The organism is Bacillus sp. EKM206B (assembly GCF_011066015.1).
In the GTDB taxonomy this organism is placed as follows: Bacteria; Bacillota; Bacilli; order Bacillales; family Bacillaceae; genus Bacillus; species Bacillus velezensis.
The window spans coordinates 122,551-144,873 of record NZ_JAAMNL010000009.1; the positions used below are offsets into that span (position 1 = coordinate 122,551).

Sequence of the window (22,323 nt, forward strand, 5' to 3'; positions counted from 1 at the left end):
TGTTTTCGCCTTCATATCAGAAGGTTTTTTTTATGCCTCAAAACGTACACGACTGAGCATGATAAGGAGGTGCGGAGTATGGATTCTCCCCATTCGAGTATGTCAGAAGAAGTACCCATATACAGCCAGATAACCAGTGACGACATGATGAGGAGACAAACCGCCGCACTTCCCTTGACGGACGGCGCGTCTCCGTAAAGGAGGTACGAGTCCCGATGGTCCAAAACATGACCTATGACGAACTCATTTTACGCATTATCATTTTATTGCGGGACGGAAAAATAAAAGAATTCCGAAACATGATAGATGAGCTTCAGCCCTATGACATGGCATTTTTGTTTAAAGAAATGCCGGAAAAGCACCGGGCCCGCTATCTGTCATATATGACGGTTGATGACATCACCGACATGATCGGAGAGCTGGAGCGGGAATTTCAGCTTGCCGTTTTGCATAAAGTCGGTAAAACGAAAGCCACTCTCGCAATGAATAAAATGGATAACGACGATCTCGCAGCATTGCTGGAAGAGATGGATGAAGAACTGAAAGAACAGCTTTTATCCAGCATGGAGGCTGAGGAATCAAAGGCCGTACAGCTTTTGATGAACTATCCGCAAGAATCGGCGGGCCGGATGATGACGAATCGCTTCGTCTGGATTCCGCAGCATTATACAGTAAAAGATGCGGTCGTGAAGCTGAAAAGCTTTGCAGAAATCGCAGAATCAATAAATTATTTGTACGTGATTAATGACAGCAAGCAGCTTGTCGGAGTGCTCTCTTACAGAGATTTAATTCTCGGCGAGCCTGAGGATAAAGTGCAGGATCTCATGTTTACGCGTGTCATCTCGGCCGGGGTGCTCCAAGACCAGGAAGAAGTCGCCCGGCTGATCCAGCGGTATGACTTTTTAGCCATTCCGATCGTGGAAGAAAATCATGTGCTTGTCGGTATTGTCACTGTCGATGATATTATTGACGTCGTGATTAAAGAAGCCGATGAAGATTACGAAAAATTCGCAGCCTCCGGTAAGGCGATTACATTTGATACGAAAGCGTACGTTGCGGCGTACCGCCGTTTGCCGTGGCTCATTCTGCTTTTGTTTATCGGATTGATTTCCGGAAGCATTCTGAATTATTTTGAAGATACATTGCAAAAAGTCGTCGCCCTCGCGTTTTTCATGCCGATGATCGCGGGAACGACGGGTAATACAGGCACACAGTCACTCGCCGTCGTCATCAGAGGACTGGCTAAAGAAGAAATGAATAAAAAAACCATCTTTAAACTGATTTTCCGTGAACTAAGAACCGGTATCTACATCGGCATCGTCTGTGCGATCGCGATTACGATTGTCGCAACCGTCTGGCAGAAAGACTTAACGCTCGGTTTTGTCGTCGGTTCATCGCTGCTTGCAACGTTGATTATCGGTACGATGGCCGGAACGATCGTCCCTATTATTCTTCATAAACTGAACATTGACCCGGCGATTGCATCAGGACCGCTGATTACGACGCTGAACGATATTTTGTCCTTATTAATTTATTTCGGCATTGCAACTGCATTTCTTCATGCTTTATAAAAAAAGTCCGTCTCACAGGAGGCGGACTTTTTTGATCAGCGGTTTTTATACTTAAAATGAGCATTAAGCTGTCCTTCCAGCATTTTTTTGCGGAGCTGCGGGTCGTTTTTGAGAGCCTGTTCTTTTTTTCGCATGTCTTTTAAAATTTCAGCCGTCTGCACGCCGTCTTCCCGCTTGTTGGCAATATCCATCAGCCGCTCAACGTCCGCGAAGGAATACTTTCTCGTTCCCCGTGATGAACGCTGCGGATAGATTAATTTCCGTTCTTCATAGTATCTGATCTGTCTGACTGACAATCCGGTTAATTCGCTTACAATGCCGATCGAGATTACTTTTTTATCTTTGTAAGATTGTTCGTCTGTCGTCATTTTCCCACCCCTGGATGTCTTTTACTCATATTATATAAGAAAAAAAGAGAAAAAACCTGACGCTTGTCAGGTTTTCTGACGCGGAATAGAAAATTTTAGAAAAAAAGCGGCAGAAAAATTGACAAGGTTAATGCATGGTCCTGTGCCCCGTTTTATGCTTACTGTACAGACACAATGAGGAGGAAGGATAGGAATGGAGAAAGAAAAAGCGGTTTCGCTGGCAAAAGAAATCATTGAATTAGATATGAAACGCGATGAAATGCTGGAGGCGTTCATGCAGCTTGCCGGGGAACACGCTTTTCCGCTGCTCAGAGCCGTCCAGAACGGACTTTACCGAAAAACATCATAATCTACAGAAGTTTTACAATGGCTTTATACGTCTTTGATATAAAAGCGTTATTCTGATCATAGAATAACGGAAAAACAAAGGAGGCCGCCATGAGTCGTTTGCTTCAAAATGCATTGGACAAAGAGAGAAACCATTATTCCAAAAAGCTTCTGCAGATCGGGGTCTATACGAAAGAAATACTCAATTCCATGACAATTACGGAGCTGAGAAAGGAATACGCGTATTTTTTTCGGAACATTCCCTATAAAGAACGGAACCCTTATACAAATTAAATGATGTATAAGGGTATTTTTTTATATAAAAAAGAAGGAATTCTGAAAAACGGCACGAATAGAATATAAAACAAAGATCGACTCTTATGAATTGTAAGGGTTTACATTATTTTTTTATAAAAATCTTAAATACGGGGTAGATATGATGAGATTATCATTTAACGAAGAAGAAGTGATGCGTTCGATGAATTTGTACAAAGTTTTTGCAAGGGCTTTCAAGAGTGTGTCTGAACACAGCATCCGCGACAGTAAAGAACACGGTTTTAATCCGACTGAATTTGCCGTTTTGGAGCTGCTCTATACGAGAGGACCGCAAAAGCTTCAGCAAATCGGGTCGCGTCTTTTGCTTGTCAGCGGGAATGTCACCTATGTCATCGACAAGCTTGAAAGAAACGGGTTTTTGGTCAGAGAACAAGACCCTAAGGACAAACGGTCTGTTTACGCCCATTTAACTGATAAAGGAAACGAGTATTTGGATAAAATTTATCCGATTCATTCATTGAGAATTGCGAGAGCGTTTTCAGGACTTATGCCTGAGGAACAGGAACAGCTGATAGCCTTACTGAAAAAAGCGGGAATTCACAGCCAGCATTTGCTTTTCCGTTAAAAGAAAGCGGATACAGACACTCTTCTTCACGAAGAGTGTTTTTTTTCTGTTCCGGACAGTAGAGCCTGAAGCGGTTTTTGCATAAGCTGATACAGGTCGGCATCATTATTTACCAATCATAATGTGACATGCCCCATGCCAAAATATGAGGGTGCTTTGAATATAAAGAAGGTGAACATGTGAGAAGCTGTCTGCTGTCTATATGGTACTTACTTGATCCGCTTTATTTCTTCTTTACCCGGCTGACGCTGATTGATAAACGGCAATCGAATGTATTCCGCGTCCGTTTGACTAGATATAAAGGAAAAGATGTCATCCTGAGCGACGGAACCAGAATTAAAAAAAACGACGTGTTAGTTAAGATTCATCTTCATAATGTCAAACTCCTGAAAGAGCTGCAGCCTATTGAAAGCGCGGTCAGAAGGGGGATTATGCTATATCAGAAGGTATATCAATCCATGCCTCATTTAGCGGATTATATTAACCAGCATAAACGGAAAGACGAGATTAAGGGAGTCGTCGGCATTACAATGCTTCATAAAGGAGCTGCGAGACTCGGTTTTGATGTGATAAAACCGTCCAGCGGCTGCTACAGGCTGTTTAAGAAAGCGGCCCATATTCCCATTTTATACTTTACTGCAAAACAGCTCACCCTCAAAAACATTCCTTACTCCTGCTATTTATTTATTTCCAAAGAAAAATTGATGTGCACGTATCAGACTGAAAAGAGCTGACAAAAAGCGTCAGCTCTTTCTCTTGATTTGCTCAAGCACGATTGAAAGCGGGCCGTCCTGCGGGTTCCGGTAAAAATCATAAAACGGATCTCCCTCTGTCCTGACGCGGTTCACTACTGTATCGATCGTATAATCATCAGGTGTTAAAGAGGAGTTGACTTCGCTCCAATAAAGGGGAGCCGCAACCGTTCCCAATTCGTTGCCCCGGGTCGAATAGGGGGCGATAATGGTTTTCCCTTCGGCATGCTGCAAGTAATCTAGGTAGAGCCTGCCGTTTCGGTTTTTGATAAACCGCTCTGTCGTAAAAAGATCCGGCCGCGTCCTGACGCAATAATCGGCGATGAGCATTGTGAACGCACGGGTTTCTTCATAGGTGAATGCTTCCGGTGAAAGCGGGATGTAGAGCTGAATGCCTTTATTTCCGGAGAGCTTCGGGAATGACGTAATGCTGAATGAGTCAAACAGCTGTTTCAGCACATGCGCAGCCTCCACTGCCATAGGAAAATCATTCCTTGACGGAGGATCAAGATCAATGACGATTTCTGCGGGCCTTTCAGAATGCACTGTCTGAAACGGAACGTGAAATTCAAGCGCCAGCTGATTAGCCAGCCATAAAAGTGACGGTATGCTGCTGCATACGATGTGCTCATGGCTCCCGTCAAACACGCTTGAGACAAAGTCCGGCGTGTAGTCCGGTTTGTTTTTTTGAAAAAAAGATTCGCCAGGCGCGCCGTGCGGATAACGGATCACCGTGACGGCCCGATCTTTAAGAAAGGGCATAAGAAAATCGCTCATTTTCACCATGTAACTGAGGAAATCTGCTTTCGTTTTTTCACGTTTTTTAAAAACAATCTTATCCAGGCTTGTGAACTGCAGCTTCGGCGGCAGCGTTTTAGAGTGAAGGATAAGCTGCTGATACGTGCATTCCGTCCAATCCATTTCAAACTGAAAAGACACAAAAGATACTTCACGCAGCGTGTCCTGCAATATGGTTAAATACTGCACGGTCATGCAGATAGAAGGCTCAAGTGTATACTCGCCGCTTTTTTGTTTTTTTCCGTGGGTCTCCATAATGGTTCTGACGGCGTTTTTTTCTTCCGCCTGCATGCCGTGGGAAACGGAAGCGATCGGGACGGCGGTGCCGTCTTTTAAAACAGAGGCCGTTACATACCCGTTCTTCGGATTAAACCCGGTTAATAGCACATGTGCCGTTTTCATATGTTTATACTTTTGCCAGTCGGGAGAGCGTTTATTTTCTGCCCAGCCGCTGGAAGCCCTTTTTGCTACGATACCTTCTCCGTCATGGCGGACGACCTTGTCCCAAAGCGCATTAAAGTCAGTGTGTTCCGGAATGTATTGAATCGCTTCTTCCGCTAAGTGATGAGGGCAGGCGGGAAGGTTTGCTTCTTTAAGCAGTTTGGAAAGGGCGCGCTTCCGTTTCACATACGGTAATGAGACGGTGCCGGCGCCTTCCAGAACGAGGAGATCAAATGCCAGAAAGCGGCACGGCCGTCTATCAGCGTTGCTTTCAATTGCTTCCGTCCGTTTTAAACGTCCGCGGATTTGAAGATGTTCAAAGTCCGCTCTGTACGGATTGATTAAATAGACAAGCTCTCCGTCAAGCATAATGGGGAACCTGTCTTTCATGTGCTGAAAACACCGAGCCGCAAAAGCCGTGATTTCCGGAAATTGATTCGTCAGCGTCTGTCCGTTTCTGCTGGTTAATGTAACGCCGCTTTCGTCTATGCGGAGAAGACAGCGGAACCCGTCATACTTTACCTCATAGCGCCACTCACTGCCTTCAGGCGGTACAGAGGTCAAAATCGGCTGCATCGTCAGCACCATGATTAAGACGTTCCGGCTTTTTGTCTGGTCGTCTTCTGCTTTTTGCCTCCGCCGCCTGCTGACGCGGCGTCTTTTGTCCGCGCCGGTGCAGTCTGTTCGCGATCCGGCCGCTTCGTCCGGTCAATGCTTGCCTGAAGCGCGCTGACAAGATCGATGACATCTTCGCGCGGGCCGGCAGCAGCCGGTGTCACGCCCGCTTCTTCATGTTCGAGCTTATCGTTAATTTTAGCGAGAAGGGCTTTCCGGTACGTATCTTCGTATTGTTCCGGGTCAAACTCGGTTGTCAGCTCATTAATTAACGTAATCGCCGTCTGCAGCTCTTTTTCATTAACGGCTGTCTGCTCGGGAACGCCCGGCACATGTCCGGCATTTCTGACTTCATCCGGATAATGAATGGATTCCATCACGATGCAGTTGTCATACACGCGAAGAATCGCAAGCTGCTGTTTAGAGCGGATCGTAATGGAGGCAATCCCGATTTTACCCGTCGTCCTCAGCGCTTCCCGCAGAAGTGTATAGGCTTTTGTGCCGTTATCTCCCGGCCCGACATAATATGACCGGTTAAAATAAATCGGATCAATTTCCTGCAGCTGGACAAAGTCAACAATCTCAACCGCTTTTTCTTCATGTTCCTGTTTTACGTCTTTCAAGTCTTCGTCTGTCATAATGACGTATTTCCCTTTTACATACTCATAGCCTTTCACGATTTCATCAGGCTCCAGACTTTTTTCACATCCGGTGCAGATTTTTTCGTATTTAATCGGCGCATGGTCTTCTTTATGAAGACTGCGGAATTTTATATCTTTATCTTCAGTGGCCGCAAAGAGCTTGACCGGGATATTGACGAGGCCGAAACTGATCGAACCCTTCCACATCGTGTGCATGAATAAAAACTCCTTTTTGTCTTTATTGTGGATAAACGGGTCCGTTCCATGTGTAGCAACTTATGGGTGTTGCGACGCTTCATGGAGCGGCTGTTCCATTTCCTCAGGCGGAAATGGTCGGCTGAAAAGCAAATGAATTCTCTATTTACAATCAGTAATCGGTAAGTTCTTTAAAGCGCTGAAGTCCCTGAAAATCATCAGTGGTAATCAAAAAGATTATACAAAATCATTCCCCGGGAAATGCCCACGCATTCCCATGTAGTGACTGAGAAAATTTCCCGCTCCCATATGAACTGAATTCGCGGTCAGCCGCCGCTTACTTTTCCGGAGATCTTAAGTGATGTAAACGCCGCCAGACAAGCAATCTGGAGACAGGCGGGACGTTGTATTGCGCTTATTCCCTCCCGCTATACCGATCTGAAACGACTCACATTTATAACGGGCATGTCTAAAAGATATTTCAGCCTCAAGGTTTTGTGTTAAAATCATTCTTAAGTTTCGGAATATAGACGTAAGCCGGGAGTGATAGATCATCGAAGATTTCATCATATCAATAATAGAGGCGTTTAAAAGCTTATCTTACGCCGGAATTTTTTTGGCGCTCAGTATAGAATTCATTCCGGCGGAAATTGTTCTTCCGCTTGCGGGCTATTGGGTCTCAAAAGGGGATATGGCGCTTGCCGGGACCGTGTTTGCCGGTTCGCTCGGCGGTGTTTCAGGTCCGCTTGTCTTATATGGAATCGGCAGACTGGGCGGTCGGCCGTTTTTGCTGAAATATGGAAAGTATATATGGATAAAACCCGAATCCCTGCAGAAATCAGATGATTTCTTTCAGAAGCACGGAGGTTTGGTCGCGTTCAGCGGCCGTTTTATACCGGGGGTCAGGACGCTGATTTCTTTACCGTGCGGCATTGCGAAGATGAATGTCTGGGTCTTCTCTCTATATACATATGCAGCGATGCTGCCGATTACATTTGCTTACGTATACCTCGGAATGAAACTCGGGGAAAATTGGAAAAGCGTCGGTTCTATTCTCGATCAATATATGCTTCCGCTCGGTATATTCATTGTGTTGCTTCTCATTCTTTGGATGTTTTTAAAGAGAAGAAAACAGCGGGCCAAAACAGAAAAAATTTCTCAATTTGTTAAAAAAGTTAAGCGTTGACAAATGATGAAACAGGCTTTATCATGAGCGTATAAACAAATATTTCTTGAAATCCCAAAGGGGAGTAGCGTCCGGATATTCCGGAAACAAAGTCGTCAATTCATGGATCATATCCATCGGCTTTGTTGGCATGCCAATCATTCATGTCTAGCAAGACCTTTGCCTTATATCGGCAAAGGTCTTTTTTGCGTAAAAAACTGCCGGTATAAGCTCGGATGATAGAAAAAAGAAACGGAGGGAATGGATTGGACTTTGCATTATTATTGGAGTATGGATGGGTTCTTCTCGTTTTAATCGGGCTGGAAGGGATTTTGGCGGCGGATAACGCGCTGGTGATGGCTGTGATGGTGAAGCATCTTCCTGAAAAACAAAGGAAGAAGGCTTTATTTTACGGATTGGCGGGCGCATTTATTTTGCGTTTCGGGTCGCTGTTCGCCATTTCTTTTCTGGTGAATGTTTGGCAGGTCCAGGCCGTCGGCGCTTTATATCTGTTTTACATTGCGGTCAGCCATTTGCTGAAGCGGTATGTATTTAAAGATAACGCCGGTCAGAAAACGCAGAAAGAAAGCGGGTTTTGGCAGACTGTCTTGAAAGTGGAGCTCGCGGACATCGCTTTTGCCGTTGACTCCATTTTAGCGGCGGTCGCGCTTGCCGTAACGCTCCCGGGAACTCAGCTTCCTGCCATCGGCGGCTTGGACGGCGGTCAGTTTCTCGTTATTTTAGCCGGCGGCGTAATTGGTTTAATCATTATGCGTTTTGCGGCATCAATGTTCGTATCCTTACTGAAAACCAGGCCGGGCCTTGAAACGGCGGCATTTGTGATTGTCGGATGGGTAGGCGTGAAGCTCGCTCTTTATACATTGGCCCATGAGGAACTTGGTATAATTCCGGCAGATGTCATTCATTCGGCGGCCTGGAAAATCATTTTCTGGGCGGTTCTGGCTGCCATTGCGGTTTGCGGATGGTTTATGTCAGGAGCAAAACAAATAGAGTCTGGCGCGGAATCGGAAAAAAGAGAACACGCGTAAAATGATCAAAAAGGGAGTCTGGCTTTTTAAAATGCAGGTTCCCTTTTTTGTTTGAAACGCTTACATTTAAGACATATGATAACAATTTTATAACAGCATTGTTACAAAAAACACAGAGAAAACCCCCTTAATTCTGCATGGGGGCACGAAATCATGTATAGTACGTCTTATTGGCTTGTCATAATTGAGACAAATGAAATCGATTTCTCTTTTTCTTCCTTTGCGAATCCCTACTAAATTAGCTATGATTATGAGTAGTTATAGGGAGGAACTGAGGTGAAACCAGTGCTTAGCCTTTTGTTTAAATTGGGAAAAAAGAAGCAAACGCTTGAAACATCTGTTGAAAAAATACAAAAAGGCGACAAAGATCTGCAGAACGATTTAATACAGCAATATAAGCCTTTTATCGCGAAGACGGTTTCATCCGTTTGTAAACGATATATAGATGAAAAAGACGACGAATTCAGCATCGGGCTGATCGCGTTTAACGAAGCCATTGAAAAATATTCGGCTGAAAAAGGTAATTCGCTGCTTGCATTTGCAGAGCTGATTATAAAAAGAAAAGTGATAGATTATATCAGAAAAGAAGCAAGAACCGCTCAGCATATCAATATGGATGTGCAGGAAGGCGACGACCAGGAATCTTCGCAGAGCCTTATCGAAGCGGAGCTTTCCATTGATGAATACCGCAAACAGATAGAACAGGAACAGCGCCGGGAAGAAATTCTTTTTTTTCAGAAGCAGCTGAAAGAATACGGCCTGTCTTTTAAAGAGCTGCTGGAACAATCGCCGAAGCATACAGATGCGAGGCAGAATGCGATTAAGGTAGCCTACACGCTTGTTGAAAATGAAGAGTTGGCGTCCATTTTGCACCAGAAAAAACAGCTTCCTGTCAAGCAGCTGGAGCAGCTCGTGTCGGTCAGCAGAAAAACGATCGAACGGAACCGAAAATATATCATCGCCATGAGTATTATTATTACCGGTGATTATATTTATTTAAAAGATTATCTTAAAGGGGTGTTGCACTCATGAGAAGAGGGATCATAGTAGAGAAAAATAAAAAATTCGTCACGTTGCTAACCCCTGACGGACAATTTTTAAAAACAAAAAATGATCACCGCACTTGTGAAATCGGAGAGGAAATTGCGTTCGAAGGCGAAACGCGTATGGGAAGAAGGGCCAGCTTTTTTGATTTTCTGAAACTGCGCCCTTTTAAATTGGGAGTGTTTACGATGACTGCTATTATTTTGTTTATTTTAATTTTGCTCCCGGTTTTTTCTGATAACAAAGCTTACGCGTATATGACGCTTGACATTAATCCCAGCATTGAAATGGCTTTAAACAGCAAATATGAAGTCATTGAACTGACACCGCTGAACCATGACGCCAAACAGGTCATCAGTGACATCGGAGATTGGAAAAGCAGCGATTTTAAGGAAGTCATCAGTAATATTATTACCGATTGCAGCAAGCATGGATATGTAAAGGAATCAAAAGAGATTTTAATTTCCACGGTTTATGAAAATACAGATGACAATACATATAAAAAAGGCGTTAAAAAACAGCTGGCCGACATGACTGAAAAATATAAGGGCACCTACCAGGTCCAATCGCTTGAATCTGATATGGAAACAAGAGAAAAAGCAAAACAGGAAGGGATGTCAACAGGCAGCTACATAAGAAGAAACGAAAAGAAAACAGAAGAAAAACAGCCTGAAAAGCAAACCGACGGCAATGAAACAGATCAAAAAGATACCGAAACAGACGCTGATCAAAGCGAGCAGCCGGACACAGAAAAACCGGCGGCTGATGAAAAGACAGCTCCTGATGAAGAAAAGGCAGCAGAGAAGCCGGGAAACAATGAAACAACGCCCGGTACGGAAGAAGCGAAGCCGGACAGTCAGGACGGCAATCAGCAAACCGAAAAAAATGCAGCTTCCGGATCAGAGGAAAACACACAGAAGGAACAAGATGGGGAAACAGAGCAGCCCCCAACACAAAATCCTCAGGAAAACGGAAATGACAAAGAGCCTAAGCAAAAGTATTACAATCATTACTGGAATCATGATCGCAATGAACATTGGGAATCCTATCGGCATCATGAAGATTCGTCAGACCGAAGGAATCCGAACGGCTACCGGCACGGAAAGGAGAATGCCGATAAATATCAAAATTCGCCGAGAAGTCCCGGCGAATAAGCTGCATTATTGATTTTTCCCGTTTAATTGTGATTGAGCCTGCTGTACAAGACGTTTTGTCATTTCCCCGCCTACAGAGCCGTTTGCGCGTGCTGCTGTATCAGAGCTAAGGTTCACGCCGAATTCTTGAGCCACTTCGTATTTAAATTGGTCAAGTGCCTGCTCAGCCCCTGGAACTAAGAGTTTATTTCTGCTCGCCATCTTTTTCATCTCCTTTTCTCTGGCAAGATGTGTTTTCGCATTTTAGTTTCAAACGGAACGGTATTGATTATGCTGGCAATTGTTGTACAGCAAAAAAACCCCGGCGCAGACACCGGGGCGAAGAAGCGTTATGAATTATAATAAATGGCTGGTCATTTTGTAGGCTGAGGCTTGAATATGAAAAGTCAAAACGGAGAGCACCGTGACGGCGATTATGGATCTGATATTGTTCCATTGTCCGCTTCCGAGTTCTTTAAAGCAGCCTTTGAGCTTGTCCGTCTGCTCTTCGACGAGCTCCTGCAGGCTCGTTTCCTTCATCGGCGGGTTTGCCTTATGATGAAGATAATCAATCACTTGGGCGCAGCTTTCATAGTAGCTGATCGGGCTGATGACGTCGTCTGATCTGTCTGTGATCGTGTTAAAAGCGATTTTTAATATGCCGCGTATATGTTCGAAGTCATAAATTGATTTTAAATCACGTACAATGAGAAGGATGACAGCTTGTTCAATTGTATATTTTTTGCCGAGTAAGGGGTGGCCGATTAAATCTTTAATATCGCGCTTCACCCAGTTTTGGACGGCGGTTGATTTTAAAGACGTCAGCTCGCACAGATTTCCCAGCTCGACAATCTCGTTAGTTGAAAGCCCGTATTCCTTTTTCTCTTTTTTTCGTTCGAATCTCGTCAGAAATTCAGGGATATGCAGACGGCTTTCCGCTTCATCCAAGGTCATATCCGCTGATTGCAATAAGATTTGGAGAGGGGTTGCGTCTCCTTGGCCTTTTAGCGCGTAAAGAAGCCGGACCATATCAGTTCGGGTCAGTTTAAACGTGGTCATGGTTCACCTCTGATTGATTACGTGTTCACTTTTTAATATCACTGAGAATTACATTAACATCATACGTCGAAATTGTTGCATTTTCAAACAGATCATTTATAATTTAAGTAAATAAGTTCTTTTGATCTTAAAAAAGACGGAGGTAATTATGGCGAAAAGAATATTTCTGTTTATTTTAACGAACCTTTTGGTCATTACGACAATCGGAATTGTGCTTACGATTATTACAAGCGTTACCGGTGTCGGCTCGTATATACAAAATGGCCGCATTGATCTGATGGCATTGCTCGTGTTCAGTCTTGTCGTCGGTTTTGTCGGTTCTTTTATTTCTCTCGGAATGTCCAGATGGATGGCCAAAACGATGATGGGCGTCCGGGTGTTAAATCCGAAGAAACAGTCGCTCAGCTATGAAGAACAGCAATTGGTTGACCGTGTGCACAGATTGTCCCGTGCCGCAGGGATGACGAAAATGCCTGAAGTCGGCATTTATCATTCCCCGGAGGTCAATGCTTTTGCGACCGGACCTTCTAAGCGCCGTTCGCTTGTCGCGGTTTCTTCAGGTTTATTGCAGCAGATGGATGATGCTGCGGTGGAAGGGGTTCTTGCCCATGAAGTCGCACACATCACAAACGGTGATATGGTCACGATGACGCTGCTGCAGGGAATCGTCAATACGTTCGTCGTATTCCTTTCCCGAATCGCGGCATGGGTTGCAAGCCGCTTTGTCAAAGAAGACCTCGCGCCGGTCGTTCATTTTATCGCGATGATCGTGTTTCAGATTATCTTTTCCATTCTCGGCAGTCTTGTCGTCTTCGCCTACTCGCGCCACAGAGAGTTTCACGCTGATCGCGGCGGTGCAGACCTTGCCGGCAAGGATAAAATGATTCACGCCCTGCGTACGCTGAAGTCTTATACAGGACATGTGAATGAAGAGGACCAGACGGCGGTGCAGACGTTAAAAATTAACGGTAAAAAGCATTCGTCACTGTTCTCCACACACCCTGATCTCGATGAGCGCATCCGCAGGCTGGAAGCAAAATAATCAACAAAACCTCTGACAATCGTTTCAGAGGTTTTTTGTTTAAAGATCGGCAAATTACATAAGGTAATGAAAAATCTTTCTAAAAAGACCTTTAAAAATTCTCCCAATATCATTAGAATAATTACGTACTACATTTGAGAGGCAGAAGGAACTATCTTATGAAATTAAAACTGAAGAAATTCATACAGATCTTGTCGCCTGCACAGCTGATTGCATTATATTATTTTCTTGCTGTGACGGTGGCATTTATTTTGCTAAGTCTGCCGGCCGCCCACAAACAAGGGGCCAGCTGGTCGTTTATAGACGCGCTGTTTACGGCTGTCAGCTCAGTCAGTGTCACCGGTTTAACGGTCGTCAACACGGCTGATACATTCAGCACGGCCGGGATTGTCATTTTGGCTTTCGTGCTTCAATTCGGCGGAATCGGCATTATGACGCTTGGAACATTCGTCTGGCTCATTATGGGCAAACGGATCGGTCTGCGGGAACGGAAGCTCATCATGGTGGATCAGAATCAATCGCAGTTTTCCGGTATCGTCAACCTGATGAAGCAAGTGCTGTTTTTGATTTTATTAATCGAGTTTTTAGGCGGCATCATCTTAGGAACATATTTTTTAACGTATTATGATTCGTTTGAACAGGCGTACTTGCACGGATTCTTTGCGAGCGTCAGCGCCACGACAAACGGCGGTTTTGATATTACGGGAAATTCACTCGTCCCGTTCAGACATGACTATTTCGTGCAGTTTATTACGATGCTTCTGATTATTTTCGGTGCGATCGGTTTTCCGGTGCTCGTAGAGGTAAAGGACTTTTTGTTTTCAAAACAGCGCAGATACTCATTCACGCTGTTTACGAAAATTACGACCGTTACGTTCGGAATGCTCGTTTTGTTCGGAGCCGTGGGCATTTACGCGCTTGAAGCAAGCCATGTCATGAAGGGGAAAAGCTGGCATGATGTTTTATTTTTATGTCTCTTTCAATCAACCGCTACGCGAAGCGGCGGGCTTGCGACAATTGATATCAGCCAGCTGTCGGCGCCGACATTATTTTTCATCTGCGCCCTCATGTTCATCGGCGCATCACCGAGCTCGGTCGGCGGCGGAATCCGTACGACGACGTTTGCGCTTAACCTTCTTGCCCTGTTTCATTTTGCCCGGGGGAATAAAGCGGTCAAGGTCTTTAAACGCGAGCTTCACCAGGCTGATGTCATGAAGTCGCTGGTCGTTACGATGATGGCGATTCTGCTCGTGTTCGGATCGACGCTGATTCTGGCCGTGACCGAGAAAAATCAGACGCTGCTCGGACTGCTTTTTGAAGTGTGTTCCGCATTCGGAACGACCGGCCTGTCGCTTGGGATTACTCCGCATTTAAGCGACATCGGAAAATGCGTCATCATGATTGTCATGTTTATCGGCCGGATCGGCATTTTGACGTTCCTCTATCTGATCGGCCGAAAAGAAATTGAAGCAAATTATCACTATCCGAAGGAAAGAATAATTATCGGCTGACACCGCTTTTCAGAAAGCGGTGTTTTTTATTGCCGTAAAATGGATGAGTGGAAACAGTTTCTTTGGAGATTCTACTTGTAAAGAGGTGACGTCATTGTTTGCCGTATTTTGGAAGTCGGTAGTTATGATAGCGGTCGGTACCTTTTTATTGCGGATTGCCGGACGGAAATCAATCAGCCAGCTGTCGGTGACCCAGACAGTCATCATGATTTCGATCGGCTCGATTATTATTCAGCCGTTTATTGAACATAATTTATGGGAAACTATTTTCGCGGCGGCAATTTTTATTGCGGTATTAATCCTGATGGAATATTTAGAAATCAAATCAAGCTTTTTTGAGTTTTTATTTTCAGGAAAAACCGTCGCCGTTGTCAGAAACGGAAAAATCATCCCGGAAAACTTAAAAAAAATGCGTTTTACCGAAGCTCAGCTGTCAATGAGGATCAGGCAGGAAGGCCTCGGAGACATTCAAGATTTTAAATATGTGCTGCTTGAGCCGAACGGACAGATCGGCTATGAGCTCATTGATGAGGCCAAAAACGTGACAGTGCGCGACTTGAAAAAAATGCTTGATGAATTCAAAACAGATTTGCTGACAGAAGGAGGAAATCAAATGAAACGCAAAGCAGCAAAGAATGAAGCTTTGACCAACAACAACACACCGACTGAGAGCATGGACAAAGATGCATACAAAACACAATATGACGGTGATCCCGGACTGAGAGGCGCAAACCGCAAATCAAAACACGGCAAACAAGGAGGCGAGTAACATGACGAAAAAAAACCGCCACAGCAAAGACATGCAAAACCATAAAAAGCCGATGGACCCTAAATTGCTTGAAGAAGAGTTTGCAAGCGAGCTCGGTGATTATAACGCCGGAAAATGGATTGAAACGCTTGAACAGACGAAGCCAAAGAAAAAAGAAGACGGCAAACAATAAAAAATACCTCTTAGGCGGCAACGCTTAAGAGGTATTTTGCATTATTTCGAATAAGCACCGTTTCTTGTTCCTTTCACCGCTTCAAGCAAGCCGGTTATCCGCAGTTCAATAAATGGCTGTGCGGCCGTTTTCACCGCATTGCTGGAGAGAATGGACGTAAGAGCGGCCGTTAACATTAAGAGCATGACTAAATTCTGATAATCAGATAAGTGATCTTCAAGCCCGATCTGCCGCAGCGTTTTTATAATGAATCCATGCAGCAGATACACGTAAAACGTTCTCGTACCCCATTTCGTAAAGAAATAACGCTTTTGCGGAACGAGCGCCAAAAAGCTGAAAGTGGCGGCAAAGGCCAAAACATACCAGCCGATGCGCGACAGACCGCTCAACAGCGACACCGTGCCGAATGTAGAATAAGGCTCCGATCCGAACAGCCACGAGTAATCAAAATCAATACACCAGCATAAGAGGAAAACAATCCCCAGTACGCCCGCGGCAATCTGCCTGCCTCTTTTAGCCCGAAGCAAATCAAAGTGCTGTTTCTTTAAATAAAACCCGACGAGAAACATCGGTAGAAAAACAAACGTCCGTGAAAGACTCAGCGTGCTGCTGATAAAATCAAGATACCCGATCATGACGGCAAGCCCGCAGCTCGCCCCAAGCGCCCACATTTTCGGCAGCTTCGTAAAGGGGTAAAGCAGCAGATTCCAAAAGAATAAGCTGACTAAAAACCAGAGAGACCACTGCGGATCAATCGGATTGACGCTTGCCATGCTTTCAGCCTGAATCAAATAGTAAAAAACTGAGTAAATGCCCTGAAAAATCAAGTACGGAATAATCAGCTTCACAGCCAGCTTCTTCACATAACCTTTCCGCTTAAAGTTTTTTGCGAAATAGCCGGAAACCAGGATAAAGGCCGGCATATGAAAAGTATAAATGAATTTGTAAAGATGGAGCATAAACTCATTTCCGTTAATAAATGACCGGAGGATATGGCCGAACACCACCAGAAAAATCAAGATAAACTTGGCGTTGTCAAAGTAACTGTCTCGCGATTTTGTCATAGCATCACCTTCTCTTCAAAAATCATCCACTGCATGATTATTTCCTGTTGGTGTTCATTTTAAAATAAAAAACAAAAAATTGAAGGAGGACAAAAGGGATTGTTAGGATGATGTAATGGGGAGGTAAGGATCGTAGAAAAAGACTTTAACTTGTCATATCATTGAAATTTTCTGAAATGTATAGGGCGAATGAAGGAAGATGAGGTATTTTGTAGAAATATTGAAGGATAGGTTTTTGAAGAAGGAGTGTACTGAATGGCTGAAACTCTGGATTTGCAAACAAAAGACTCGCTGAAAGAGCAGCTGAAGCGGATGAAAGAGGAAAATGACCGCCTGAAGAGTGATTTGAACCGGTATCACGTGATTATGAATAACACGCTTGATGCCATTTTTATATGCCGTAAGGAAATGAAAATCGTCCAGGCGAACGAGGCTGCGGCCCGGATGATGCAGATTGAGGCAGAGAGCCTCATTAACCGCTCAGTCCTGGATTTTTTATATTCCGTGCCTCAGGAAGAACTGAATAAGGCCGTGAAAAAGTTTTTAAAAAAAGGCCATCTGTGGAAAGAGGTGCCGATTAAGCTTGACAGCGGTGCGACGAAATACATTGAATTCCTCGCCAGAGACGGAATTGGGGAGGATTATTTTTTTGTGGTGATGAGGGATATCTCCTCTAAAAAAATATTAGAGCGCGAATTCTCCATGAACGAGCAGCTGTTTAAAGATTTGTTTGACAGGGCTGTCGACGGCATCGTGCTGTTTGATAAGGACGGCGGGTTTATTGATGCGAACCTCTCTTTTTGCAAAAGCTTTGAGATCGGCCAGAATGAATTGTCCCATCTGTCGCTCCGCCATTTTACCGACGGAGAAAACAAAAAGCATCTGAAAGAAATCTGGGAAACCCTCCGCAGAAAAGGAAACGCCAAAGGAGAACTGCCCGTCAAGCTTCGGTCGGGCGAAGAGAAGCTGTTTGAATTTACGATTACGTCCAACTTAATCAGCGGGTTCTACATGTCCATTATGAGGGACATAACAGAGAAACGGTTGATGGAATTGAAACTTTTCAAAAGCGAAGAGCGATTCCGCGAAATTTTTGAAAACGCCATGGACGCGATTGTCATTTGGTCTGATGACGGAAAGATTGCCAAAGCAAACGAATCGGCGTGCCGCATTTTCGAACTGCCGATGGATAAGCTGGTGGAGACGAATTTATGTACGTTTATCGTTGATCCGCAGAAAAAATATAAGCAGATTAAGAAAAAATATGAAAAATACGGAGAAATCCGTGAAGAAATGCTGTTTCAGATGGCAAACGGCCAATTTAAAGAGCTGGAATTCACATCAAAACGAACCATACTTGAAGGTCAGCATTTAACCATTTTAAGAAATGTCAGCGATCGTAAGCGGATGGAAAAAGAATTGCGGGAAAGCGAGCTGAAATTCAGAAAAGTATTCAACGGCTCAATGGACGGCAAGGTCTTATTTGACAACCAATTCCGCATTATTGACGCGAATCCTCTCGCAAGCCGTATACTCGGTATGCCGGATGAGGAGCTGAGAGCGTACACCGTTCCGGATATTCTTTCTTTATTTGATATTGAAAACGCGGGTGTTCCCGCCAGAAAGATTGATTTAGAAGGAATGGATAATGAAATCCCCTTCCTGTTAAGCAGCAGCGACAGCCGCAAACTGGAATTCTCCTTCAAAAGAAATATCATTCAAAATATGAATCTGGCCATCTTTAAAGATGTCACAGAGGCCAAAGAGCTTGAAGAGAGGCTGCGGAAATCCGACACTCTTCATGTTGTAGGGGAGCTGGCGGCGGGCATCGCCCACGAAATCAGAAACCCGATGACGGCGCTGAAAGGGTTCATTCAGCTTCTTCAAGGAAGCATTGAAGGCGAATATTCTCTGTACTTTAACGTCATTACCTCAGAATTAAAACGCATCGAGTCTATCATCACTGAATTTTTAATTTTAGCGAAACCCCAGGCGATATTATATGAAGAAAAAGACGTGACGCAGATTATGAAAGACACGGCTGATCTTTTGAATGCCCAGGCCAATCTTGTCAATGTGCAGATCCATCTGAACCTGACCGGAAACATCCCGCCGATTTACTGTGAACCGAATCAATTAAAACAGGTGTTTATCAATATTTTAAAAAACGCCATTGAAGTCATGCCGGGCGGCGGCAATATCTACGTGACCATTCAGTCTTCTGATCAAGACCACATTTTGATTTCTATTCAAGATGAAGGAACAGGCATTTCCGAAGACAAATTAAAACGTCTGGGTGAACCATTTTACACGACAAAAGACAGGGGAACGGGTCTCGGTCTCATGGTCAGCTATAAAATCATCGAAGAACATCAGGGACGCATTCATGTGGAAAGTGAAGAAGGGAAGGGCACCGTTTTTCATTTGACGCTTCCGATCCGGCAGAATACCGAAGAAAGAAGGAGCGGGGAATGATCTGTTTTACAAGTGTGAGAGTGCCGTTTGGAACCGTCATCATAACAGAGGAAGAGAGCTTTATTACCGGCCTGTTTCTCACCGGGGAAGATTTTGAGGAGTGGCGGAAAGACGCGCCCGGCGTAAAGCCGTGCGAAACCGCTTTGCTGTCGGAGGCGAAACAGCAGCTGGCATCATATTTTTCAGGAGAAAGAAAGCAATTCTCTCTGCCTCTGAGACAAAAAGGCACACCCTTTCAGGAAAGGGTATGGAACGCGCTGACGATGATTCCTTACGGGGAATCCCGAAGCTACGGCGATATGGCTGAAGCGATCGGGAAACCGAAAGCGGTGCGCGCCATCGGACAAGCCAATAAACGAAACCGGCTGCCCATTTTGATCCCGTGCCATCGGGTAATCGGCAAAAACAGCGCCTTAACGGGATACGCGGGCACGAAGACAGATGTAAAAGCGGTGCTGCTGAACATCGAACAAATATCCTATAAAGAAAAATAAAGCGTATGGCACGTTCCGTTTTTTCACGTCCGACATATCATTTTATTAAGTGAAAAAAGTTGGTCTGATGAAAAAGGAGGACGAAGCCTGATGAAAATGAGCCGTCCGCAAAAGATAGCCGGTTATGCAGAGCTGTTTTTTAAAATGCACCTCATTACAGCTGTCCAAAAAGATGAAGTGATTACATTGTGCAGACAAAAAAACCGCTGACATTGCCTGAGGCAATATCATCAGCGGTTTTTCAGCTCAGCTGGCAGTCAGCGAATAATTGTTCAATTTCTTCCGTGTAAGAGCCGGTCACAATTCCTTTCTCGGTTATAATGCCGGAAATCAGGCTGCCCGGTGTGATGTCAAAGGCCGGATTGAAGACCGGCACATCCTCGGGAGCGGTGCGTATGCCGGAGATCTGTCTGACTTCATCCGGATCTCTCTCTTCAATCGGAATCTGATCGCCGTTTTCAATCTGCAAGTCAAATGTCGAAAGCGGTGCGGCCACAAAAAACGGAATCTGAAAGGCGTTTGCCAAAATAGCGAGGCCGTACGTTCCGATTTTGTTGGCCGTATCACCGTTTTTTGCAATTCTGTCAGCGCCGACAATGACCGCAGAAATATGTTTTTCCTTCATTGTATGGGCGGCCATGCTGTCCGTAATGAGCGTGACATCAATTCCGCCCTGCATCAGCTCCCACGCCGTCAGCCGTGATCCTTGGAGAACGGGTCTTGTTTCACATGCGTAGATATGAAGGCCGAGGTCTTTTCGTTTCGCTAAGTAAAAGGGAGCAAGCGCCGTACCGTATCGGCTTGTGGCAATCGAGCCCGCGTTGCAGATGGTCATGATCTGGTCGCCTTTTTTAAAAAGGTGCAGCGCATTCTGGCCGATCATTCGGCATGTTTCTTCATCCTCAATCTGAATTTGAATGGCTTCATGAACGAGCGTTGTCTTCGCTTCATTGATTGAGATCGCATCCCTGATGGAATCCGTCAGTCTGTCAAGCGCCCACGCGAGGTTGACGGCAGTGGGCCTCGAACTGTTTAAATACGCTTTGACATCCGCGAACTGACGTCGGAAATCCGAAAGGTCGCGGGCTTCAAACGACTTGGCGGAGAGCGCGAGTCCGAACGCCGCGGTTATACCGATGGCCGGGGCGCCCCTTACTTTCAGCGTGACAATCGCGTCGAATACATCTTCCTTTGTTTCAAGTTCCACATATTCAGTGACGTCGGGAAGCTTTTGCTGATTTAAAATGCGGATGTAGGTTTCTTTCCATTCTACAGAACGGGGGATGGCAAATTCATTGGTCATGCTGCATCATTCCTTTACACGGAGCTTAAATTGGTCCAGAACCTCGGTGATATGCTTCAGTTTTTTTCTGTTTTCGATATAATAGGCGCCGATGTTAAGCGCCAGCTTCTTCCGTTCGATTCGTTTGTCAAACGGAGTGATTTCATCTAAGTCAGCCACATGGGCGAGTCCGATCGTGCGCCGGATCAATTCGCATCCCGCAAAACCGACCGCTTCCTCAAACGCGTTTTTCAGTGTGTCTTCCAGCAGGTGTCTGCGGGAAGGCAAGCAGTCTTTCTCCCATGCTTCACTGAATGTTTTCACAAATGTATCCCATACGGCGGCAGTATGATCATATAACGGCTGTCTGTCGTCACCGTCGCGGCTGAGGGCGTTTAACAGCAGATTGGCGATAAATTGGCCGATGTCAAACCCGATCGGTCCGAAGAAAGCAAACTCGGGATCAATCACCTTTGTTTCATGTTCATCGGCGAAGATGCTTCCCGTGTGCAGATCGCCGTGAACCAATGTTTCCGCGGAATTCAGAAAGATGGCTTTCAATTCGTCAGCGCCTTGTTTCAGCCGGGAATTGTTCCAAACTTTTTCTGCGTATGGGCGCAGCTCCTCTTCAAAATCGTTTGTCTCATGGTCGAGAAACGGTTCTGTAAACACAAGCCTTTCTGTAATATTGCAAAGTTCAGGATTTGTAAACTGCTTTGCGAGCTGCTGCTTTACTTTCGCATCAAGCGCATAATCGGATGAGTAAAACAGCGTTTTCCCTAAAAATTCACCGATATGAACCGATAAGTTCGGATAATGCTGCCCTTCCAGCAGCCCTTTTCTTGAAATCCGCAAATGGGAGAGGTCTTCCATTACCGTGACGGCCATTTCAGTATCGGAATAGTAAACGGCCGGAACGAGGTGCGGCACGTGTTCGCCCTGGCGGATGAGGGCGCTGCTTTCGATTCTCGCCCGATCAATGGTAAGCGGCCAGCTTTCACCGACGACTTTCGCGTAAGGGATTGCCTGTTTAATAATCAGTCCTTTTTTGTTTTCTTTATCGTAAACATGAAAGACGTAATTTAAATTGCCGTCGCCGATTTCACGGCATGTCAGAGTGCTTTTGCTTTGGAATAAGCCGAGCTTGACGGCTAACGCGGCGGCGGAGCTTTCTGTTAATTGTTCATAAAGACTTGTTTTAGTTGCTGACATGGATTTACCCTCCAATTATGTAGTGGCAGTAAGAGATCGTGACGGAGAATACGCCCGAAAAAAAGCCTCCTTCTCTGAAAGAGAAGGAGGCTGAAACAGTGCAGTCCGCCTCTTATCTCTCAGATAACATCTGATGGAATTAGCACCGTGCCTTATGAGACAATCGTCTCGGCGCAAAATGTACGCGCCCCATTTCACAATGGAATTACGGTCGGTTGCTGTTGGGGTCAAAAGGCCAATCCC

At 45.0% G+C, this 22,323-nt stretch carries 23 protein-coding genes; 15 read left to right on the forward strand and 8 right to left on the reverse strand.

All coding sequences use genetic code 11. The features are described from left to right. Positions 1–215: 215 nt before the first annotated feature. Positions 216–1,571: a magnesium transporter gene (mgtE, locus tag G9F50_RS16180; protein WP_012117400.1), complete on the forward strand. Its 1,356-nt coding sequence runs from the start codon at positions 216–218 to the stop codon at positions 1,569–1,571. A 35-nt stretch (positions 1,572–1,606) separates the two neighbouring features. Here the strand turns inward: mgtE and G9F50_RS16185 are convergent, their stop codons facing one another. Further along, complete coding sequence (locus G9F50_RS16185) at positions 1,607–1,939, reverse strand: MerR family transcriptional regulator (protein WP_003154734.1); 333 nt, start codon at positions 1,937–1,939, stop codon at positions 1,607–1,609. A 193-nt stretch (positions 1,940–2,132) separates the two neighbouring features. Here G9F50_RS16185 and G9F50_RS16190 point away from each other — a divergent pair, with 193 nt between their 5' ends. From G9F50_RS16190 to G9F50_RS16205, 4 genes are all read left to right on the forward strand, one after another. Then, complete coding sequence (locus G9F50_RS16190; protein ID WP_003154733.1) at positions 2,133–2,288, forward strand: hypothetical protein; 156 nt, start codon at positions 2,133–2,135, stop codon at positions 2,286–2,288. Positions 2,289–2,377: 89 nt separating this feature from the next. Next, the gene (gene fbpA / locus G9F50_RS16195; RefSeq protein WP_003154731.1) at positions 2,378–2,560 is read left to right on the forward strand and encodes a Fur-regulated basic protein FbpA; all 183 of its coding nucleotides are present in this window, start codon (positions 2,378–2,380) and stop codon (positions 2,558–2,560) included. Positions 2,561–2,702: 142 nt separating this feature from the next. Then, a complete protein-coding gene (locus tag G9F50_RS16200; RefSeq protein WP_007610911.1) occupies positions 2,703–3,167 on the forward strand; it encodes a MarR family winged helix-turn-helix transcriptional regulator in 465 nt (154 codons plus the stop codon). A 179-nt stretch (positions 3,168–3,346) separates the two neighbouring features. After that, on the forward strand, positions 3,347–3,901 hold the full coding sequence (locus G9F50_RS16205) for a YkoP family protein (RefSeq protein ID WP_015417328.1): 555 nt from the start codon (positions 3,347–3,349) through the stop codon (positions 3,899–3,901). A 9-nt stretch (positions 3,902–3,910) separates the two neighbouring features. Here the strand turns inward: G9F50_RS16205 and G9F50_RS16210 are convergent, their stop codons facing one another. Continuing rightward, a complete protein-coding gene (locus G9F50_RS16210) occupies positions 3,911–5,746 on the reverse strand; it encodes a DNA ligase D (RefSeq protein WP_060561781.1) in 1,836 nt (611 codons plus the stop codon). A gap of 2 nt (positions 5,747–5,748) precedes the next feature. Then, positions 5,749–6,630: a non-homologous end joining protein Ku gene (gene ku, locus G9F50_RS16215; protein ID WP_060561780.1), complete on the reverse strand. Its 882-nt coding sequence runs from the start codon at positions 6,628–6,630 to the stop codon at positions 5,749–5,751. Between the two features lie 529 nt (positions 6,631–7,159). Between ku and G9F50_RS16220 the strand changes: the two genes are divergently transcribed. The 4 genes from G9F50_RS16220 (at position 7,160) to G9F50_RS16235 (ending at position 11,021) form a co-directional block, all read left to right on the forward strand. Continuing rightward, positions 7,160–7,795 (forward strand): DedA family protein, encoded by a 636-nt coding sequence (locus G9F50_RS16220; RefSeq protein WP_373859654.1) that lies wholly within the window; start codon positions 7,160–7,162, stop codon positions 7,793–7,795. Between the two features lie 245 nt (positions 7,796–8,040). Continuing rightward, complete coding sequence (locus tag G9F50_RS16225) at positions 8,041–8,823, forward strand: TerC family protein (protein ID WP_014417565.1); 783 nt, start codon at positions 8,041–8,043, stop codon at positions 8,821–8,823. Positions 8,824–9,099: 276 nt separating this feature from the next. Further along, the gene (gene sigI, locus G9F50_RS16230; RefSeq protein WP_003154719.1) at positions 9,100–9,855 is read left to right on the forward strand and encodes an RNA polymerase sigma factor SigI; all 756 of its coding nucleotides are present in this window, start codon (positions 9,100–9,102) and stop codon (positions 9,853–9,855) included. Next, a complete protein-coding gene (locus G9F50_RS16235; RefSeq protein WP_060561778.1) occupies positions 9,852–11,021 on the forward strand; it encodes an anti-sigma-I factor RsgI family protein in 1,170 nt (389 codons plus the stop codon). The genes sigI and G9F50_RS16235 overlap by 4 nt, the downstream gene beginning before the upstream one ends. Before the next feature lie 6 nt (positions 11,022–11,027). Here the strand turns inward: G9F50_RS16235 and G9F50_RS16240 are convergent, their stop codons facing one another. After that, a complete protein-coding gene (locus G9F50_RS16240; RefSeq protein WP_003154717.1) occupies positions 11,028–11,222 on the reverse strand; it encodes an alpha/beta-type small acid-soluble spore protein in 195 nt (64 codons plus the stop codon). 135 nt (positions 11,223–11,357) lie between these two features. Then, complete coding sequence (locus G9F50_RS16245; RefSeq protein WP_060561777.1) at positions 11,358–12,059, reverse strand: DUF1836 domain-containing protein; 702 nt, start codon at positions 12,057–12,059, stop codon at positions 11,358–11,360. A gap of 148 nt (positions 12,060–12,207) precedes the next feature. Between G9F50_RS16245 and htpX the strand changes: the two genes are divergently transcribed. From htpX to G9F50_RS16265, 4 genes are all read left to right on the forward strand, one after another. Next, positions 12,208–13,101, forward strand: coding sequence for a protease HtpX (gene htpX, locus G9F50_RS16250; protein WP_007407207.1), 894 nt, complete (start codon positions 12,208–12,210; stop codon positions 13,099–13,101). Between the two features lie 158 nt (positions 13,102–13,259). Further along, positions 13,260–14,612, forward strand: a complete 1,353-nt coding sequence (locus G9F50_RS16255) for a TrkH family potassium uptake protein (RefSeq protein ID WP_060561776.1) — start codon at positions 13,260–13,262, stop codon at positions 14,610–14,612. Between the two features lie 94 nt (positions 14,613–14,706). Beyond that, positions 14,707–15,381: a DUF421 domain-containing protein gene (locus G9F50_RS16260; protein ID WP_021493789.1), complete on the forward strand. Its 675-nt coding sequence runs from the start codon at positions 14,707–14,709 to the stop codon at positions 15,379–15,381. A 1-nt stretch (position 15,382) separates the two neighbouring features. Further along, a complete protein-coding gene (locus G9F50_RS16265) occupies positions 15,383–15,553 on the forward strand; it encodes a hypothetical protein (protein ID WP_007610936.1) in 171 nt (56 codons plus the stop codon). Positions 15,554–15,594: 41 nt separating this feature from the next. On the opposite strand, the gene G9F50_RS16270 is transcribed toward G9F50_RS16265, so the two are convergent. After that, complete coding sequence (locus G9F50_RS16270) at positions 15,595–16,617, reverse strand: acyltransferase family protein (RefSeq protein ID WP_060561775.1); 1,023 nt, start codon at positions 16,615–16,617, stop codon at positions 15,595–15,597. Positions 16,618–16,872: 255 nt separating this feature from the next. Between G9F50_RS16270 and G9F50_RS16275 the strand changes: the two genes are divergently transcribed. Both G9F50_RS16275 and G9F50_RS16280 read left to right on the forward strand, forming a co-directional pair. Further along, positions 16,873–19,092: a PAS domain-containing sensor histidine kinase gene (locus tag G9F50_RS16275; protein WP_060561774.1), complete on the forward strand. Its 2,220-nt coding sequence runs from the start codon at positions 16,873–16,875 to the stop codon at positions 19,090–19,092. Further along, entirely contained in the window at positions 19,089–19,586 is a 498-nt protein-coding gene (locus G9F50_RS16280) for a methylated-DNA--[protein]-cysteine S-methyltransferase (protein WP_060561773.1), read from the forward strand. Before G9F50_RS16275 ends, G9F50_RS16280 begins: the two co-directional genes overlap by 4 nt. Before the next feature lie 241 nt (positions 19,587–19,827). On the opposite strand, the gene mtnA is transcribed toward G9F50_RS16280, so the two are convergent. Together mtnA and mtnK are read right to left on the reverse strand one after the other, a co-directional pair. After that, positions 19,828–20,889, reverse strand: coding sequence for an S-methyl-5-thioribose-1-phosphate isomerase (mtnA, locus tag G9F50_RS16285; protein ID WP_060561772.1), 1,062 nt, complete (start codon positions 20,887–20,889; stop codon positions 19,828–19,830). Between the two features lie 6 nt (positions 20,890–20,895). Continuing rightward, entirely contained in the window at positions 20,896–22,080 is a 1,185-nt protein-coding gene (mtnK, locus tag G9F50_RS16290) for an S-methyl-5-thioribose kinase (protein ID WP_060561771.1), read from the reverse strand. Positions 22,081–22,323: the final 243 nt, after the last annotated feature.

Bases quoted from the DNA above. Each gene is read 5' to 3' on its own strand.
- mgtE (WP_012117400.1), top strand. From the start codon at position 216: ATGGTCCAAAACATGACCTATGACGAACTCATTTTACGCATTATCATT.
- G9F50_RS16185 (WP_003154734.1), bottom strand. From the start codon at position 1,939: ATGACGACAGACGAACAATCTTACAAAGATAAAAAAGTAATCTCGATC.
- G9F50_RS16190 (WP_003154733.1), top strand. From the start codon at position 2,133: ATGGAGAAAGAAAAAGCGGTTTCGCTGGCAAAAGAAATCATTGAATTA.
- fbpA (WP_003154731.1), top strand. From the start codon at position 2,378: ATGAGTCGTTTGCTTCAAAATGCATTGGACAAAGAGAGAAACCATTAT.
- G9F50_RS16200 (WP_007610911.1), top strand. From the start codon at position 2,703: ATGATGAGATTATCATTTAACGAAGAAGAAGTGATGCGTTCGATGAAT.
- G9F50_RS16210 (WP_060561781.1), bottom strand. From the start codon at position 5,746: ATGGTGCTGACGATGCAGCCGATTTTGACCTCTGTACCGCCTGAAGGC.
- ku (WP_060561780.1), bottom strand. From the start codon at position 6,630: ATGCACACGATGTGGAAGGGTTCGATCAGTTTCGGCCTCGTCAATATC.
- G9F50_RS16235 (WP_060561778.1), top strand. From the start codon at position 9,852: ATGAGAAGAGGGATCATAGTAGAGAAAAATAAAAAATTCGTCACGTTG.
- G9F50_RS16240 (WP_003154717.1), bottom strand. From the start codon at position 11,222: ATGGCGAGCAGAAATAAACTCTTAGTTCCAGGGGCTGAGCAGGCACTT.
- G9F50_RS16245 (WP_060561777.1), bottom strand. From the start codon at position 12,059: ATGACCACGTTTAAACTGACCCGAACTGATATGGTCCGGCTTCTTTAC.
- htpX (WP_007407207.1), top strand. From the start codon at position 12,208: ATGGCGAAAAGAATATTTCTGTTTATTTTAACGAACCTTTTGGTCATT.
- G9F50_RS16255 (WP_060561776.1), top strand. From the start codon at position 13,260: ATGAAATTAAAACTGAAGAAATTCATACAGATCTTGTCGCCTGCACAG.
- G9F50_RS16265 (WP_007610936.1), top strand. From the start codon at position 15,383: ATGACGAAAAAAAACCGCCACAGCAAAGACATGCAAAACCATAAAAAG.
- G9F50_RS16270 (WP_060561775.1), bottom strand. From the start codon at position 16,617: ATGACAAAATCGCGAGACAGTTACTTTGACAACGCCAAGTTTATCTTG.
- G9F50_RS16275 (WP_060561774.1), top strand. From the start codon at position 16,873: ATGGCTGAAACTCTGGATTTGCAAACAAAAGACTCGCTGAAAGAGCAG.
- G9F50_RS16280 (WP_060561773.1), top strand. From the start codon at position 19,089: ATGATCTGTTTTACAAGTGTGAGAGTGCCGTTTGGAACCGTCATCATA.
- mtnA (WP_060561772.1), bottom strand. From the start codon at position 20,889: ATGACCAATGAATTTGCCATCCCCCGTTCTGTAGAATGGAAAGAAACC.
- mtnK (WP_060561771.1), bottom strand. From the start codon at position 22,080: ATGTCAGCAACTAAAACAAGTCTTTATGAACAATTAACAGAAAGCTCC.